12 protein-coding genes and 1 tRNA gene are annotated in these 15,090 nt (G+C 56.6%); 4 read left to right on the forward strand and 9 right to left on the reverse strand.

All coding sequences use genetic code 11. The features are described from left to right. Positions 1-309 (reverse strand): ADP-ribosylglycohydrolase family protein (locus tag ACN08V_RS10090; RefSeq protein WP_419105454.1); only part of this gene is annotated, 309 nt, incomplete at its 3' end. A 50-nt stretch (positions 310-359) separates the two neighbouring features. Between ACN08V_RS10090 and ACN08V_RS10095 the strand changes: the two genes are divergently transcribed. The 3 genes from ACN08V_RS10095 to ACN08V_RS10105 are packed head-to-tail and all read left to right on the forward strand — an operon-like array spanning position 360 to position 6,033. Continuing rightward, positions 360-1,505 carry an exonuclease SbcCD subunit D gene (locus ACN08V_RS10095; RefSeq protein WP_419105455.1) on the forward strand — a complete coding sequence of 382 codons (1,146 nt, stop codon included), beginning with the start codon at positions 360-362 and terminating at the stop codon, positions 1,503-1,505. Next, entirely contained in the window at positions 1,502-4,639 is a 3,138-nt protein-coding gene (locus ACN08V_RS10100; RefSeq protein WP_419105456.1) for an AAA family ATPase, read from the forward strand. Before ACN08V_RS10095 ends, ACN08V_RS10100 begins: the two co-directional genes overlap by 4 nt. Further along, positions 4,636-6,033, forward strand: coding sequence for an MFS transporter (locus ACN08V_RS10105; protein ID WP_419100606.1), 1,398 nt, complete (start codon positions 4,636-4,638; stop codon positions 6,031-6,033). Before ACN08V_RS10100 ends, ACN08V_RS10105 begins: the two co-directional genes overlap by 4 nt. An 82-nt stretch (positions 6,034-6,115) precedes the next feature. On the opposite strand, the gene ACN08V_RS10110 is transcribed toward ACN08V_RS10105, so the two are convergent. The 8 genes from ACN08V_RS10110 to bcp form a co-directional block, all read right to left on the reverse strand. Next, positions 6,116-6,763, reverse strand: a complete 648-nt coding sequence (locus tag ACN08V_RS10110) for an MBL fold metallo-hydrolase (protein ID WP_419105457.1) — start codon at positions 6,761-6,763, stop codon at positions 6,116-6,118. 11 nt (positions 6,764-6,774) lie between these two features. Then, complete coding sequence (locus tag ACN08V_RS10115; protein ID WP_419100604.1) at positions 6,775-7,866, reverse strand: S-(hydroxymethyl)mycothiol dehydrogenase; 1,092 nt, start codon at positions 7,864-7,866, stop codon at positions 6,775-6,777. Positions 7,867-7,954: 88 nt separating this feature from the next. Further along, on the reverse strand, positions 7,955-8,746 hold the full coding sequence (locus ACN08V_RS10120) for an alpha/beta fold hydrolase (protein ID WP_419105458.1): 792 nt from the start codon (positions 8,744-8,746) through the stop codon (positions 7,955-7,957). A gap of 81 nt (positions 8,747-8,827) precedes the next feature. Continuing rightward, positions 8,828-9,925: a YihY/virulence factor BrkB family protein gene (locus ACN08V_RS10125; protein ID WP_419105459.1), complete on the reverse strand. Its 1,098-nt coding sequence runs from the start codon at positions 9,923-9,925 to the stop codon at positions 8,828-8,830. 144 nt (positions 9,926-10,069) lie between these two features. Next, a complete protein-coding gene (locus tag ACN08V_RS10130; RefSeq protein ID WP_419105463.1) occupies positions 10,070-11,575 on the reverse strand; it encodes a malate:quinone oxidoreductase in 1,506 nt (501 codons plus the stop codon). A 125-nt stretch (positions 11,576-11,700) separates the two neighbouring features. Next, positions 11,701-13,428: an ABC transporter substrate-binding protein gene (locus tag ACN08V_RS10135; protein ID WP_419105460.1), complete on the reverse strand. Its 1,728-nt coding sequence runs from the start codon at positions 13,426-13,428 to the stop codon at positions 11,701-11,703. A gap of 155 nt (positions 13,429-13,583) precedes the next feature. Continuing rightward, a tRNA-Leu gene (locus ACN08V_RS10140) sits at positions 13,584-13,665 on the reverse strand. 74 nt (positions 13,666-13,739) lie between these two features. Continuing rightward, entirely contained in the window at positions 13,740-14,210 is a 471-nt protein-coding gene (gene bcp, locus ACN08V_RS10145) for a thioredoxin-dependent thiol peroxidase (RefSeq protein WP_419105461.1), read from the reverse strand. A gap of 213 nt (positions 14,211-14,423) precedes the next feature. Here bcp and ACN08V_RS10150 point away from each other — a divergent pair, with 213 nt between their 5' ends. Continuing rightward, a complete protein-coding gene (locus ACN08V_RS10150) occupies positions 14,424-15,038 on the forward strand; it encodes a MarR family winged helix-turn-helix transcriptional regulator (RefSeq protein WP_419105462.1) in 615 nt (204 codons plus the stop codon). The last annotated feature ends 52 nt before the right edge of the window (positions 15,039-15,090 follow it).

Consider the following 15,090-nt stretch of genomic DNA (forward strand, 5'->3'; position numbering starts at 1 on the left):
GGACAGCCAGATACAGGCCAGCTCATCGGCGGCCTGACCCTCATTGTTCCATTCCAATACTTCGGTTAATCCGTCCAGGGTAGCCAGGGTGAGCTGGGTATCATCGGATACCGCCAGGTCACCGCCTGCCAGAGCTTCTAATAAGTCGGTTTCGCCTGCTAGTGACCACCGCTCAAGCATCTCGGTGCGACTGAGGGTTTCTACGCGGTAGCCCAGTGCATCACCCAGTGCGGTGCCAAACAGTGAACCCCGTAGGGCCGCGCGGTAAGCAGGTGAGAGCGCATCAGGGGCAGGAAAAACTGAAGTCATGCTCTCTATTCTAAAGCGGGGCTGACTGTAGGCCCATTAGACTAGGGAGCATGCGAATTTTGCACACCTCCGACTGGCATCTGGGCCGTAGCTTCCACGGTACCTCCCTGCACACCGTAACCGAACAGCTCATGGATGAGCTGGTAGAGCTGGTTCAGGAACAAGCACTGGATGTGGTTCTCATTAGCGGAGATGTCTATGATCAGGCTCAGCCTCGCACCGAAACTGTAGAGCTTTTTGACCGCACCCTCACGCGCCTTACTCAAGCTGGTACCCGGGTTCTTGCTATTAGTGGCAACCATGATTCAGCCATCCGGTTGGGTTTTGGCTCTTCGCTACTGAGTGCCGCAGGAGTGCACCTGGTGACCTCACAAACTCAGGTGGGAACCCCCACCCTCATTGAAGCCGGGGGAGTGTCGGTAGCTTTCTACGGGGTTCCCTATCTGGAACCGCGCCCCATCGCCGCTCGCTGGGGCACCGAGCCTACCCACGCCGGCGTTCTCGCTGAGGCTATGCGCCGTATCGAGCAGGACAGGGCACCCCGCCACGTAGATGCCAGCATTGTCTTGGCCCACTGTTTTGCTGGTGGGGCTGAACCTTCTGAATCTGAACGGGATATCTCGGTAGGTGGTGTGGAACAGGTACCTGCCCGCCTCTTCTCATCAGCCACCTATACTGCTCTGGGGCATTTGCACGGGAAGCAGAAAGTAACCGATACCGTGCGCTATTCTGGGTCGCTCTTGGCTTATTCCTTTAGCGAACAGAACCACCGCAAAGGCGCCTGGATTCTTGATATTGAGCCGGGTGGTCACCTGAGCGTCACCGACTACCAGTGGAAGACCAAACTGGTACTCAAAACCTTACGGGGAACTCTCGAAGAGGTGCTTTCTCCCCAGAATATCGTTGAGTACGGTCAGGCATTTGTCAGCATCACCCTGACCGACCCCGAACGTCCAGCTCAAGCCTTGGAAGAGCTCAAAGCGCACTATGAGCATGTGCAGGAACTCTACTTTGACCCTCAAGGAGTACAGGCGCGCCAAAAACACAGCTACCGGGCGGCTCAAAGCAAGCACAGCCCCCAAGAGATTTGCGGTTCTTTCTACGAGCACGTGCGCGGGCGGCAACTGACAGATGACGAGAGCGCCTACCTGGCTGAAGTCATGGAAACAGCACGAATTCAAGGAGGGGCAGAATGAGAATCCACCGCTTAGAGCTCAAAGCCTACGGCCCCTTCCCCGGCACCGTGGCCATTGATTTTGATGACCTCAACCGCGAAGGCATCTTCCTGCTCAACGGCCCTACAGGCTCGGGCAAGTCATCCATTCTCGATGCCATCTGCTTTGCTCTCTACGGCACTACGTCCTCAGGGCGCACCGACCTTAAATCTCGTTTCGCTGAGCCTGCGGTACAGCCGCGCGTGACCCTGGAATGTACTATCGGGGGCACCCGCTACCGTATCGAACGCAACCCTGCCTATGAGCGACCCAAAAAACGTGGTGAGGGAACCATTACCGAGCAGGCAAAGACCCTGATTGAAAAATACGATGCGGCCACCGGCGAATGGGAGAGCGACCCCACTATTACCCGCCATAAGGACGCCGGCGACTTTATGCTTTCGGTACTGGGTTTGAACGCCCAGCAGTTCAATCAGGTCATGCTTCTACCTCAGGGCCAGTTTCAGCGGTTTTTGCTGGCATCGTCCGGTGAGCGTGAACAGCTCCTCAAGAAGCTCTTCGGGACCTATGAATTTGAGGCTATCCAGAACCTTTTGACGGAGCAGGCTAAGGAAGCTGGTCACCGTGCGGAGCAAGCTAGCCATGAACTTGAGGTACTGGTTGGCCGCGGTCAACGGGCTGAGCACGGCGCTCGCTTAGAGGAAAGTTATGCCCTACTGGGTCTTGAAGGCCTGCTGGCAGACTCCGATAGTGAGAGCACCACACTTTCTGCAGATAACCCGGCAAGCGCACCGGGTTACCTTGAAGAACTTGCTGCTGAGCTGGGTCAGCTGCATAGCCAGCTCCTAGAACGCACAGGTCAAGTAGCTGAAGAACTCACCAGGGTAAATGACCAGCGCGCCCAGATGATTCAGCTCAACCAGCACTGGCAGGAATATAGCCAGCTGACCCTGGTCCTAGACAAGCTGGAAAGTGCCAGAGAAACTGTTACCCAGCAGAGTAGTCTGCTGGAATCCCACCGCAAGGCGACCCTTGTATTGCCTTTCCTCACTGCGGAGGAAAGAGCGCTAGCATCCTGTGAAAGCACCCGGCAGCGCGTCACCGCGCTAAGTTTCCGGGGGCAGGAATTAGCCTCAAAATTACAGGGAAATCTTGACCAAAGGGCGCGTGAGCTTGCGACCGTGGAGAAGGTATTGGACCTTCTCAAGGACCAGCAGGACGTAGAGCATTACGAGCAAATAAGCCATGACCTGGCTGAATATGCCAAGGATCTTCAAGCACTGGACCGCGATGAGCAGAGGCTGATAGACCTGGCAGCCGAGCAGAAACAGGCCCAAGCTCAAGGTGCTCCGCTGGAAAGCAAAGTGTGTGAGGCAGAGCAGGACCTGACCGCCCATCGCAAGAAGATTCAAGACCTTGAAGAAGAATACAAAGGCCTTGAAAATGCACCGGTTGAGCTCGAAAAAGCAGGCATGGACTACGCCGGTGCCCAAGAGGCGCAACAAAAGGCAAGGGCATTGGTCCGTGCGCGTCAACGGGTTGAGCAGGCAGAGCAAGCAGCTACTGAGACTGAATCGAAACGGGTGCGGGCAGAGCACCAGGCCGATGAACTTCACCGCCGCCGTTTTGAGAATGCCGCGCTGATTCTAGCCGAAGCTCTGGTTGCCGGTCAGCCATGTTCAGTCTGCGGTTCACGCCAACACCCTGCACCGGCTACCGGACTAGAAGCAGGTGCAGCGGTTAGCGAAGAAGCCCTGCAGAAGGCTCGTGCCCAGAGAACTGCCGCCGAAACCGAGGCTTCTCGAGCCCTGGGCGAGCTTTCAGCTGCCCGGGAATCTCTGGACCAGCTCACCCGGTCAGGCGCACCTGAACCCGAAACCGCCCAAAATCTCATAGCTCAAGCTCAGGACGCGCTGACCCGAGCCCAGAAAGCCCAAACACGTCGCGATGAGTTAGACCAGCTACTCCAAGAGGGCAAGACCCACGAAGAAAAGCTGAGGGCCCAGCTGGTGGCAGCGCAGCGCCTGGTTGCTGAGCACAAGGCCACAATCCAAGAACGAGCCCGAACACTGGCCGAACTTGAAGCCGGGCTGAAACCTCAGACCCAGAAGATGAGCTTTGCTGACCGCGCCCATGCTCTAACCAGCCTCAATACCTGCCTGACCCAGCTCGGTAACTCCCGCCTGGAACAGAGCAGGCAGGCTGAGGTTCACCGGCTTGCTCAGGCTGAAACAGCCCAAGCCCTAAGCCAGTCAGGCTGGAGTGATCAAGCCCAAGTGCGAGCTGCGCATCTTGCACCAGCACAAGCCCAGAAGCTTGAGCAAGAGATCCGTCACTACCAGGAACGGGTGCTTGCTACCCGTGCCCGTCTTGAGAGCCCAGCCCTGCTGAGCATTGCTGAACGCGCTAGCCGGGGCGAAACCGCGCCCGATCCGCAAGACCTTGCGGTTCTTACCTCCCGCCTAGAAACCCTCAGCCGCGAAAAGGATGAGCTCATCGCCCACTCCGCCCGCATTTGGGGGGCAGAGGATGAAATCATCCAGGTACAGCAAGAGCTCACGGCCGCACTGACTCGCAGCCAGGAACTGATCGAGACCGCCCACCTGCGGCAGGAACTCGCGGCTACGGCCAATGCCACCCCCGGGAGCGATAACCACCTGCGGATGACGCTGACCACCTATGTGCTTGCCTATCAGCTTTCCGAGGTCGCTCTGGCCGCCAGTGAACACCTGGAAAAGATGACCCACGGGCGCTACCGGCTAGAACACAGCGACCGTGCTCAAGGACGCGGAAAATCAGGTCTGGGCTTATTGGTCTTTGACTCCTGGCACAATGCCCACCGCCAACCGGCCAGCCTGTCCGGGGGAGAAAGCTTTATGGCATCCCTGGCCCTAGCTCTGGGACTGGCTGATGTGGTCCAGCAGGCCAACGGTGGCATCGAAATTGACACCCTCTTTATTGACGAAGGCTTCGGCTCTCTGGACGATGAAACCCTAGAAGAGGTCATGTCCACCATCGACTCACTCAGAGAACGTGGACGGGTCATCGGGCTCATCTCCCACGTTGCTGAGATGAAAAACCGGATTAACCGGCACATCCTCTTGCAGACTTCCCCCCAGGGTTCTAGCCTGGTGAAAGAAACAGGAGCAGTATGAGCCAGCCCCAACGTAAAACCAAAAAAACCTTTACCTACAGGACAGCGGCACCGCGATACCGTGGTGCGCAATCTCAGGTTCCTGCGACCACCGCTAGTATCCCCATCACGATTGCTGAGGGGGCCCGCAGGCTTGTCGTGTCGGCCCGCTATGCCAGGAGCAGGTTCCAGGGTATTTTGCTAGCCCACGGGTGGCGTTTCCTAGTTTTCTCTTTGCTGATGCGTCTGCCTGCGGCTATGGTCATGCTGGCAATTATGATGATGCTGGCGGTGCAGAACGGTGAGGCCACCCTAGGCGGATACGCGGCAGGTACTGTGGGCCTGAGTTCTGCCCTGATGATACCGGTCTACCGTTCCATCTCTGAACGGTGGGGCCAGCGTCGCATCTTCTTCGCCGTAACCGCTTTGAACATGGTGGCCCTGATGTGGTTGACGACTGAGTCGCTCCGGTTTTCGGGCACAAGTAACGGATCAATTACCCGCTTTCTGGTGGCCTGCGCAGTGGTGGGTGTAACCACTGTTCCCCTGGGAGCCATGATGCGAAGCTACTGGAGCGCTGAGTATCTGAGCACCAAGGATCGGCGCAAACTCAATGCCTCGATCTCCTTGGAAACCATGCTCGATGTCACCGCTATTCCCGCCGGTGCGGCAATTGCGGGCATGACTACCGTACTTTTTACCGCTCAATCCACCCTTTTTGCGGTGATCCTGATTGATGTTCTGGGGCTCATCATGTTGCTCTGGCGGCCCGAGAACCTGCCGGTGGAAACCCGTGACACCAGCGCGACCGAACGGCGTAAGCCGCTACGCGGTGTCAGCAGGTCACTACTTTGGATTCCCCAGCTGGGTACGATTTGCTTGGGTATTTCTTTGGGCGCGACCCAGGCCTCCATCGTTTCTTTTACGATGAGCACGGACCAGCTAGGTGCAGCGGGCTTCCTCATTGCCCTTCTTGGGCTCTGCGCTGTCGGCGCGGCACTCTTCGTACTGTTTGAGCGGCTCCCCATGTTCGGCTGGGTGGCCTGGCTGATTAGCGGCATTTTCTTGATGATGACCGCAATGATACTTTCCTTGCCGGGGTCAACATCCGGCATGATTCCACCCCTCATCTTCATGGGTATGGCCTACGGTATGTGCCTGGTAACCATGGACTCGGTTGCGGCCAGTCTCTCTGCCCGAAAAAATCTGGATTTGGCACTGTCTACGCTCCAGGCGAGTTCTTTAGGCGGCATTGCTCTTGGTTTTGTGTGGGCGGCTGACCTCAGCGGAAGCTACAGCTACCAGGTCTCGCTCATTATCCCGCTGGTGGCTGCGGCTACCTTCTTCTGCTTGGGCCACCTGTACGGTTTCCTGTGGAGACGCTCCTACGAAGAGCACCTGGCTCTGCTGCCTTAAAGGAGCTTGAGAACAGGCTGGGCCGCTACATCTTTTTGGCAGTACCGGCCCAGCCCGTAGTGAATGAGCGGGTTAGCCTGGTCTAGTGGCCTCGCTTCATCCAGGTATCGAGCTCAGGGGCTTCTAGGCCGATACCGGTGGAGTCACCGTGCCCGGTCAGAACCGCTGTGGACTCAGGCAGGGTGAGGAGCTTTTCCTTGATGGACTCGATGATGGTCTCAAAGCTGGAAAAGGAACGCCCAGTCGCACCGGGACCCCCCTGAAAGAGGGTGTCCCCCGAGAATACCACTCCCTCGCTGTTTTCCCAGCTGAGGGTAGGCGCGTAGAAGCAAACGGACCCGGGGGAGTGCCCAGGGGTTGCTAGAACTGTCAGCTCAGTGTCCCCGATAGTAATCCGGTCACCGTCAGCTAGCTCAGCATCAAAGTCCCAGGAGGGGTAGACCATCTCCCAGAGCGGGCGATCAGCGGGGTTTAGATAGACCGGGGCACCGAACCGGTCAGCGGCTTCACGGGCAGAGCGGATATGATCATCGTGGGCGTGGGTCAGCAGAATCTTTTCAACCCGCCGTCCCGCTAGGCGGGTAGAGATAGCATCCACGTCATGGGCCGGGTCAATCAGAATCAGGGACTTATCGTTACCGACCAGCCAGACATTGTTATCAACCTCCCAGCTACCTCCGTCGAGCGAGAAAGTCCCAGAGGTTACTAGCCGTTCAATACCTTCAGTCATTTTTACCCTCCTTAGAGTTCAACTACCGAGCGGAGCACCTGTCCGGTCTTCATGGTTTCAAAAGCCTCATTGACCTGCTCCAAGCTGATGCGTTCAGAAACAAAACCGTCAAGGTTCAGGTTGCCCAGTAGGTAGTGGCGCACAAAGAGCGGAAAATCACGAGAGGGCAGGGTGTCTCCATACCAGGCGCTCTTAATGGAACCACCGCGACCAAAGACCTCATCCAGGGGTGCCTCCCAGGTGGTGCCCGGTGCAGGGACACCCACCAGAACAACCCGGCCTGCTAAATCACGGGCTTCAAAAGCCTGCTTGAAAGTTGCCTCAATACCGACAGCGTCAACCACCAGATCTGCACCAAAACCGCCGGTTAGCTGGCGGATAGCCTCTACCGGGTCCTGCTCCGATGAGTTCACTGTGTGGGTAGCACCGTGTTCCTTGGCACGAGCCAGTTTCTGCTCATCAATATCAACAGCAATGATGGTGGTGGCACCGCCCAGCTTGGCACCGGCAAGAGCGGCAGTACCCACACCACCGCACCCGATAACGGCCACGGTTTCACCACGTTCCAGCTCACCTGTATTGAGCACGGCACCCAAACCGGCGGTAACACCGCAACCCAGCAGGCCAATAGCGGCGTACTGGTCCTCAGTCAGGTCCTCAGTAATCTTGGTGCACTGACCGGCGGCAACCAGAGTCTTCTCGGCAAAAGAACCGATGCCCAGCGCCGGGGTCAGCTCGGTGCCATCCTCCAGACTCATCTTCTGGGTGGCATTATGGGTTGCGAAACAATACTGGGGCTTACCTTTTTGGCAGGCGCGGCATTCACCGCACACAGCACGCCAGTTCAGGATTACCAGGTCGCCGGGAGCCACATTGGTGACGCCCTCACCTACAGCCTCAACAATACCCGCTGACTCATGGCCCAACAGATAGGGGTAATCATCACCTACCCCACCCTGAACATAGTGGTGGTCAGTCTGGCAGACACCGCAGGTGAGAACCCTGACCAGGGCCTCACCGGCAAGGGGATCGGGTACATTGATGGTCACCACTTCAACCGGCTGGTTCTTGGCACGGGAGATAAGGGCTTTAACCTGCTGCATCTTGTTCCTTTTCATCAGAAGATAAGTCGTGGAGCTAACCCGGTTTGTGGGGCGCTCGCGGTTTCTACGCTACCGTGTGTTGGCTCACCTAGCTAGCTGGTGTCGGCCTGTGACGAACCATGAACTCTATGGCGGTGGCTCTGAGCTTACCACTGGTCAGAATATTGATATGGTCGCGCCTGGGGTACTCTAACCAGATAGCTTTATCTGGGGCAAGGAGCTTGTAGGCTTTGAATGAATCACGGGCTACGGTGTCTTGAGTACCCCGGAAAAAGAGAACGGGGCATGCAGGCATCGGGCTGGAGGAAAAGCTTTCTATGGGTAGAGCCGCGAAGGCCTGAAGCTGGGGTTCTGGCACTGGCGAACCTGCCAGGATATCGGCAAAACCATCTGGGAGCCTGCCACCGGTGCGTAGTGCCCGGTTAATGAGCGGCAGATGGTTGGTAAGCGGCATGGCCCCTGCAACCAGGGAGCTAACGGCATCGGGGTAGAGCGAAGCGAGAGTCCAGCAGATACGGGCACCGATGGAATAACCTACCAGGTGCACCTCACCGCTGAGAGTAGCAAGGTAAGTGGCCAGCGATTCAGCTATTGCGCTAAGCAGTCGCTGTGTGGCTGGTAGTTGGTAGCTGACAGCACCAGATGTTTCCTCAGCTGATCCTGGGAGCCGGTGGTAGGGCAGAGTCACCGTGTGGACTGTAGCACCCTGGGCCTGAAGCTGGCTGACCCAACGGGTATGGCGCCAGTTAACCATCGGTGTAGAGGCGAACCCGTGAACCAGAAGCACATGGGCCCCCTCCAAGGGTCGGGGTGGTTGCCCGCTGTCCTGCGGCGTAGGTGGGATAGAATCAACAACTAAAGGTAGCTGGTCGGTGGTCATAGGCTCATCGTACGGTGCATATAGGGTGAAGAAAACCCCGGTCACTGACTGACAGCGCCGGGGCAACCTTGTAGGTGGGCTTTACTCCTTCTCTTTTTCTTGGGCCATCTTCTCAAAATCGACCCCGCTATGGGAGAGACGGATTTTTCGGCCTTCCTCAATCAATTCTTCTTGCTTCTGCTGAATCTTGATAGCCATAGTGTCGTCTCTGGGTGGTAAGCGCAGGTTATCTTCTGCCTTGATGCCTGCTTGAAGCTCACGGCTACGTTGGATCTCTGCATCAATCTGAGCACCGAGTAAGAGCACATTGTTCATGATCCATATAAATAGGAGCATGACGATAACGCCACCGATCAGACCGTAGGTGGCATTATATTTGCCAAAATTTGAAACATAGAAGCTAAAGCCGGTACCGGCCAATGCCATAAAGACCAGGGCAAAAACAGCGCCAGGGGTCAGGAAGGTTAATTTGGGCTGCCTGACGTTAGGAGTAGCAAAGTAGAGCAGGCTGATCAGGACAACTGCTAGGGCCAGCATGATTGGGTAACGTAGCCACATCCAGATTCCGATGAATCCGCCCAACTCAAAGTCGGGAACTGCGGATTGGATCATCAACAAAACGTCCCCAGATGAGAGGAAGACCAACATCATGGATACTACGATGAGCACTAAAACGGTCGTAACCATGAGGTTAATAGGTCGTAGCTTCCAGATAGGGCGACCCTCAAGAACTCCATAGATTTTATTCATAGCACGGCCAAATGCTCCGGTATAGCCTGAAGCGGTCCACAGCGCACCGACAATACCGGTGACCAGGGCCAGACCGGCTGCACTGGAGCTGGTCAGCTGGGTGATGGGGTCCTCAAGAATCGTGAGCATTTCCTGAGGAGCATAATCTTGCAAGAAGCCCAAAATGGTCTTTGCCGTTTGTTCCCCCTGCCCAAAGACACCCAGCAAGGAAACGATGGCCAGCAAGGCTGGGAATATAGAGAGCACCGTGAAATAGGTCAGGGCCGCCGCTAGATCGGTGCACCCGTCGTGGCTAAACTCGCTGAGAGCCCTTTTAAAGATGTATTTCCAGCTGGACCCACTGACCTCGGTGAGCTTAGAGGGCTTGGGCCTTGCTTGGTGGGTTGGTTCTGTGCGTGAGCGTTTGACGGTCGTGGCTGCACGGCCCATAGATAAGTTTCCTTCGATGACTTGAGATGTTAATCAGTAGATATCCTATCAGGGGCTTGTGAGCGGCAAAATGCTGCTTACTTCAGGTAGAAAGAGTTGTGCCCCGGGCTTTTGAGCCCGGGGCCTTAGAGTCAGCCTGCCATACTAGTTGTCTATACCCAAAACCTTAGAGGTGTAGGCAAAGAGCTCATCGGCTAGCTGGTGGTTGTCGTTGAGCTTGACACCGTAGCCGGGAACTAGCTCTCGAATGCGTGGCTCCCATTGGCTAAGCTGCTGGGGGAAGCAACGGGCTAGCAGGTTCAGCATGATAGGTGCGGCTGTGGAGGCCCCCGGTGAAGCGCCGAGTAGAGCCGCTAGGCTGCCGTCGCCCGATGCAATGAGCTCGGTACCGAACTGTAGGACGCCGCCCTTCTTGGGGTCTTTCTTGATAACCTGAACGCGCTGACCGGCGGTGATGAGCTCCCACTCGTCATCGACTGCGGTGGGGTAGTATTCGCGCAGAGACTCAAGGTGCTTAGCACGATTCTTAAGCAGCTCACCGATCAGGTACTTGGTGAGGTCCATGTTATCCAGCCCGGCCCGCACCATGGGGACAAGGTTATCGGGGCGGAGCGAGAGCGGCAGGTCAAGCAGGGAACCGTGCTTGAGGAAGTTGGTTTTGAAACCCGCGTAGGGCCCAAAGAGCAGGGATCGCTTGCCCTTGACATAGCGGGTATCAAGGTGGGGAACAGACATGGGAGGAGCGCCCACTGATGCCTGGCCGTAGACCTTAGCATTGTGGCGCAGGGCGGTTTCCTGGCTGGTGTTGCGCATGAAAAGGCCCGAGACGGGGAAACCGCCGAAGCCCTTGCCCTCTTTAATGCCAGATTTTTGGAGGAGGCTGAGGGCACCACCGCCGGCACCCAGGAAAACGAAGCGTGCACGGATGGTTTCTTGCTGCCCCTTTTCCTTGAGGTTCTTGGCTGTGACCACCCAGCTACTGTCGCTTTGCTGGTTGAGATCGGTGACCTGCTGGCCGTACTGTACCGATACACCCTGGTCTACCAGGTAGTCGAGCATCTGCTGGGTGAGGTTGCCGAAATCGACATCGGTGCCCTCCGGTGACCAGGTGGCGGCAAGGGGCTGGCTGGGGTCGCGGCCCTCAACGGCCAGGGGAGCCCACTCACGAATCTTGTCGATATCGGTGGAGAACTGCATGCGCTCGAAGAGCTTCTGCCCTTCGAAGGCTTCAAAGCGCTTGGCCAGGTAGTTGGAATGTTCCTGACCGAAGACCAGAGACATGTGGGGTACGGGGTTGATGAAGGAAGCGTCCTTGAGTTTTCCTTCTTCAACCAGCGATGCCCACAGCTGGCGGGAAATCTGGAACTGTTCGTTGATGCCCAGAGCTTTTGCTGGGTCAACGGTACCGTCCGGCCCTGCCGGTGCGTAGTTGAGCTCGCAGAGGGCCGAGTGGCCGGTGCCTGCGTTGTTCCAGGGGTTTGACGATTCCTGTCCAGCCTCATCAAGGCGCTCTAACAGGGTGATGTTCCAGCTGGGTTCTACTTCTTTGAGTAGGACACCCAGGGTTGCGCTCATGATACCGCCGCCGACTAAAAGGACGTCGGTTTGTACTTCATTAGCCACTGTTTGACACTCCGTCGCTGTACTCAGACTTGGCGCCGAGCTGGGGCGCCTTGTGTGTGGGGTTTCACCCCAGGTTCCTTATTAGCCTAGTACAGATAGGGCGACCTACCTAACACTGTGACGGGGTTGCGCCCTAATCTCTATGGCTGGTGTCAATTCTCTACATCCACCGTTGAGAACACATCGAGGCAGGTAGCAGTGACGGTGTAGCTTGTGACCCGTGCGCCCTGAGTGACACCGGATACCGGGTAGGCCAGGGGGATAGCGGGCAGGAGCTCAGAGACCTGCGCGTTGAGTTTGCGGTAGGCATCGCGCCAGGCAGAGATATCGGTGATGCTGTCTGCCTCGTCAATGGCTTGCATGATGCTGGTGTAGCTTGATGCGGCTTTGGAAGGGTCGTCGGTAGCTGGTTCCCCTGTACTTGGGGTAGAAGTCGATCCCCCTGGGTTCATGCTGATCTCAGCTGGTGCTCTTGATGCGGGCGCAAGAACCTGCCCCAGGAAAGCAGTGGGGTCGCGGTAGGCGCCGATAAAACCTGCCAGTTCTAGCCCGTAATTGGGGTGTTTGGCAGGGATATCGTCACTTCCTTGGTCGGTCCACTGGTAGGGTTTGGGCACAAGGTTGAAGCCCGCACTGATGAGGTTGGTTGCAATAAGAGAGTAAATGCCCTCTGGTGAGGGTAATGAGGCCAGCGAAACATTGACAGGGTAGTAGAAGTCGATGCTCTGGTTAGCGTAGGTTGAGGTTCGCAGTAACTCTTTTGCCTTCGTCGCTGAGTAGTTATAGACCTCCCCGGCTTCGGGGTTCTTCATCTGAAAAAGTGCGGGGATAAAATCGGAGGCTGCCTTGGTTCCCTGGGGGTAGTAGGCGCTAATGAGGGCGGCCCGGTCAATAGCGCAGGCTAGAGCCTGACGCACTCTGAGGTCATCGAAAGCTGGGTGGGCTAGATTGATGCCGATATAAGCAACGGCATAGGGGTCACGAGATTGCACCGCGTACCCATCAAGGGCCAGAGGGACATAGTCTTTGAGGGCTACCTGGTCATAGGCGTCAATCCGGCCTTCAACAAGGTTGTAATAGCGTTTCTCGGCACCGGGAATAGTCACAAATTCCAGGCGGTCAATCTCGGGTGCTGTCCCTCTATAGTTCTCAGAGCGTTCGAGAACAGCCGTGGCTCCATCCCAGCTTTTAAGAGTGAAAGCGCCGCTACCGATGGGCGATTCAACCGCTGCCGTATTGTTGGCAAACTGGTCAGGCTTCATAATCCCACATGCGGGCTGAGTGAGGGCTTTGAGGAAACTAGCGGAGTGACGTGAGAGGGTAACTGTAAAACGGGTGTCAGTTTCAGCCGACCAGGCACTGACCAGAGCTGGGGCTGGTCGCCCACTGGCGCGGGGGGTTTCTGCTAAGAGGTGGGCGTAGGCCTGGTTGAGCTGCGTCAAGGGAGCTGCGGCCAGAGTCTTCCAGCGGTCAAAGTTCTGGGAGATACTTTGTGCATTTAGGGGGCTACCATCACTAAAAATTAGATCCTTGTCTAAGGTGAAAGTGTAGGTGAGCCCGTCGTCGCTGATATCCCATTGCGAAGCCAAGCCTGGGACAGGCTCGCCCGTGTTGACGTCTGCCCCTACCAAGGGGTCAAGAATCTGGGCGCTGATGCGGTGGCTTTCAATGCGGGTAGTAGCGGTAGGGTCTAAGGACTGTATCTGCGCAGCCTGTGCAAAACGGAATACTTTACCGCTACCGCTAGAAGCTGTTGCGCCCCTCGGTGTGGCGACGGGTTGGCGGGGTGCTGAGGTAGAGCAGGCACTGAGTGCAAAACCAGCGCTGAGCGCAGCGCCAATGCCTAGAGCCTCCCGGCGAGTTACTGTCTCTGCTGCCATTGCTATTACCTCTTGATGACATGGCTGGACCCCGCCCAGGGCCGCTATCGGGTCTTGGGGCTGAGGGGTTACTGTTGACTCCCTTTGGGGGGAACATAATCAAAAAACCCGCTCAACCGGGAATGAACCGGGCGAAACGGGTTATTGATATAGAGTGCGCGAGGAGGGACTTGAACCCTCACGCCGTAAGGCACAGGAACCTAAATCCTGCGTGTCTGCCAATTTCACCACTCGCGCAGGTGGTGCTGTAAGCACAACACAGAAAATCATACAGCACCAAGTGAGCTTTTTCCTAATTGATGGTGGGTGAGCTAGCTATCAATTCCCAGATCGCGGCGGAGCTTTGCAACATGCCCCTTGGCCCGGACGTTGTACTGGGCAAAAGCGACTTTGCCGGCTTCATCAATAACGAGGGTTGAGCGAATGAGGCCTACATAGGTTTTCCCGTAATTCTTTTTCTCTCCCCAAGCGCCGTAGGCTTCGGCAACAGCGTGGTTCTCGTCGGAGAGCAGGGGGAAGGGTAGGTCCTGGGTGGCGGTGAATTTATCGAGTGCAGCGATACCGTCGGGAGATACCCCCAGAACCTGGTAGCCATGTGCGCTCAGTGACTCAAGGCTGTCTCGGAAGTCGCAGGCCTGGGTGGTACAACCGGGAGTAGAAGCCTTGGGGTAGAAGTAGAGGATTACTTTGCGACCGGTGAAGTCTGCTAGCGAGACTGTTGAGCCACCGGCGGCGGGGAGCGTAAAATCAGGGGCGGTAGCTCCTGGCTCGAGACGTGCCATGGTATCTGCCTTTCAGATAGTGAAAACAATGGGGAAATCGTAATGATATCCCGTGAAGAATATGTGGGTCGAAAACCAGCTTACCAAGTAGGTCGGTGCCCTAAATAGGTTGGAAGGTCGCGGTCTTGAGAGGCTGGCTAGAGCTCCTCGTTAACTTGAAACGCTTGTAATGCGCCCGGTTTAGCATCAGCTAAACGTGTCTATACTGTTGGCATGCCAGAAATTCGTAATTGGTCTATTAATAGACTCCTCTCAACAGCTGCACGCATGCTGGAATATAGCTGGAATGCTCAGCTTAAATCCTTAGGTCTTACTCATGCCGGTGTCACGGCTCTCGATGTGATTGCACGGGAAGGCATGATCTCCCAGGTTAAGGTTGCCTCCCTGGTCGGCGTTCAGGCGCAGACTATGGGAAAGACCTTGGCCCGGCTCGAAGCCCACGGGCACGTCTTTCGTACACGTAACACGATCGACCGCCGGAGCTACCTCTTAGGTATTACCGAGGAGGGGCGGCGGGTCCTGGCTGAAGCGGAAAACATTGACCGTATGCTGGGTTCAGCCGGTGAGCTGTCGAACCCTAAATTTCGTGAAATGTTGGTACATATCATTGAGAGCCTCAGCGAGCATCACGGTGGTGGCGAGGTCTTAGCGGGCTTGGCCGAAGAGCAGTCCGCGCAGATTGGCGCCCTGACCCATTCCTTGGTTCAGGGCAGCGGCGGTGAGGGTTTGCCCCCTGAGACCAATGTCGAGGCGGTAGCGCAGGAACGCACTATCACAGCGGTTATGGATGTCATTACCCCCGAGACGATTGTTCAAGGTCATTCATAGCATTGCACTGGCGCCCTGAAGTGGCCGGTTTGATAGCAGGTTAAAACTAGTT

This window comes from Rothia sp. P5766, assembly GCF_048513555.1.
Lineage (GTDB): Bacteria > Actinomycetota > Actinomycetes > Actinomycetales > Micrococcaceae > Rothia.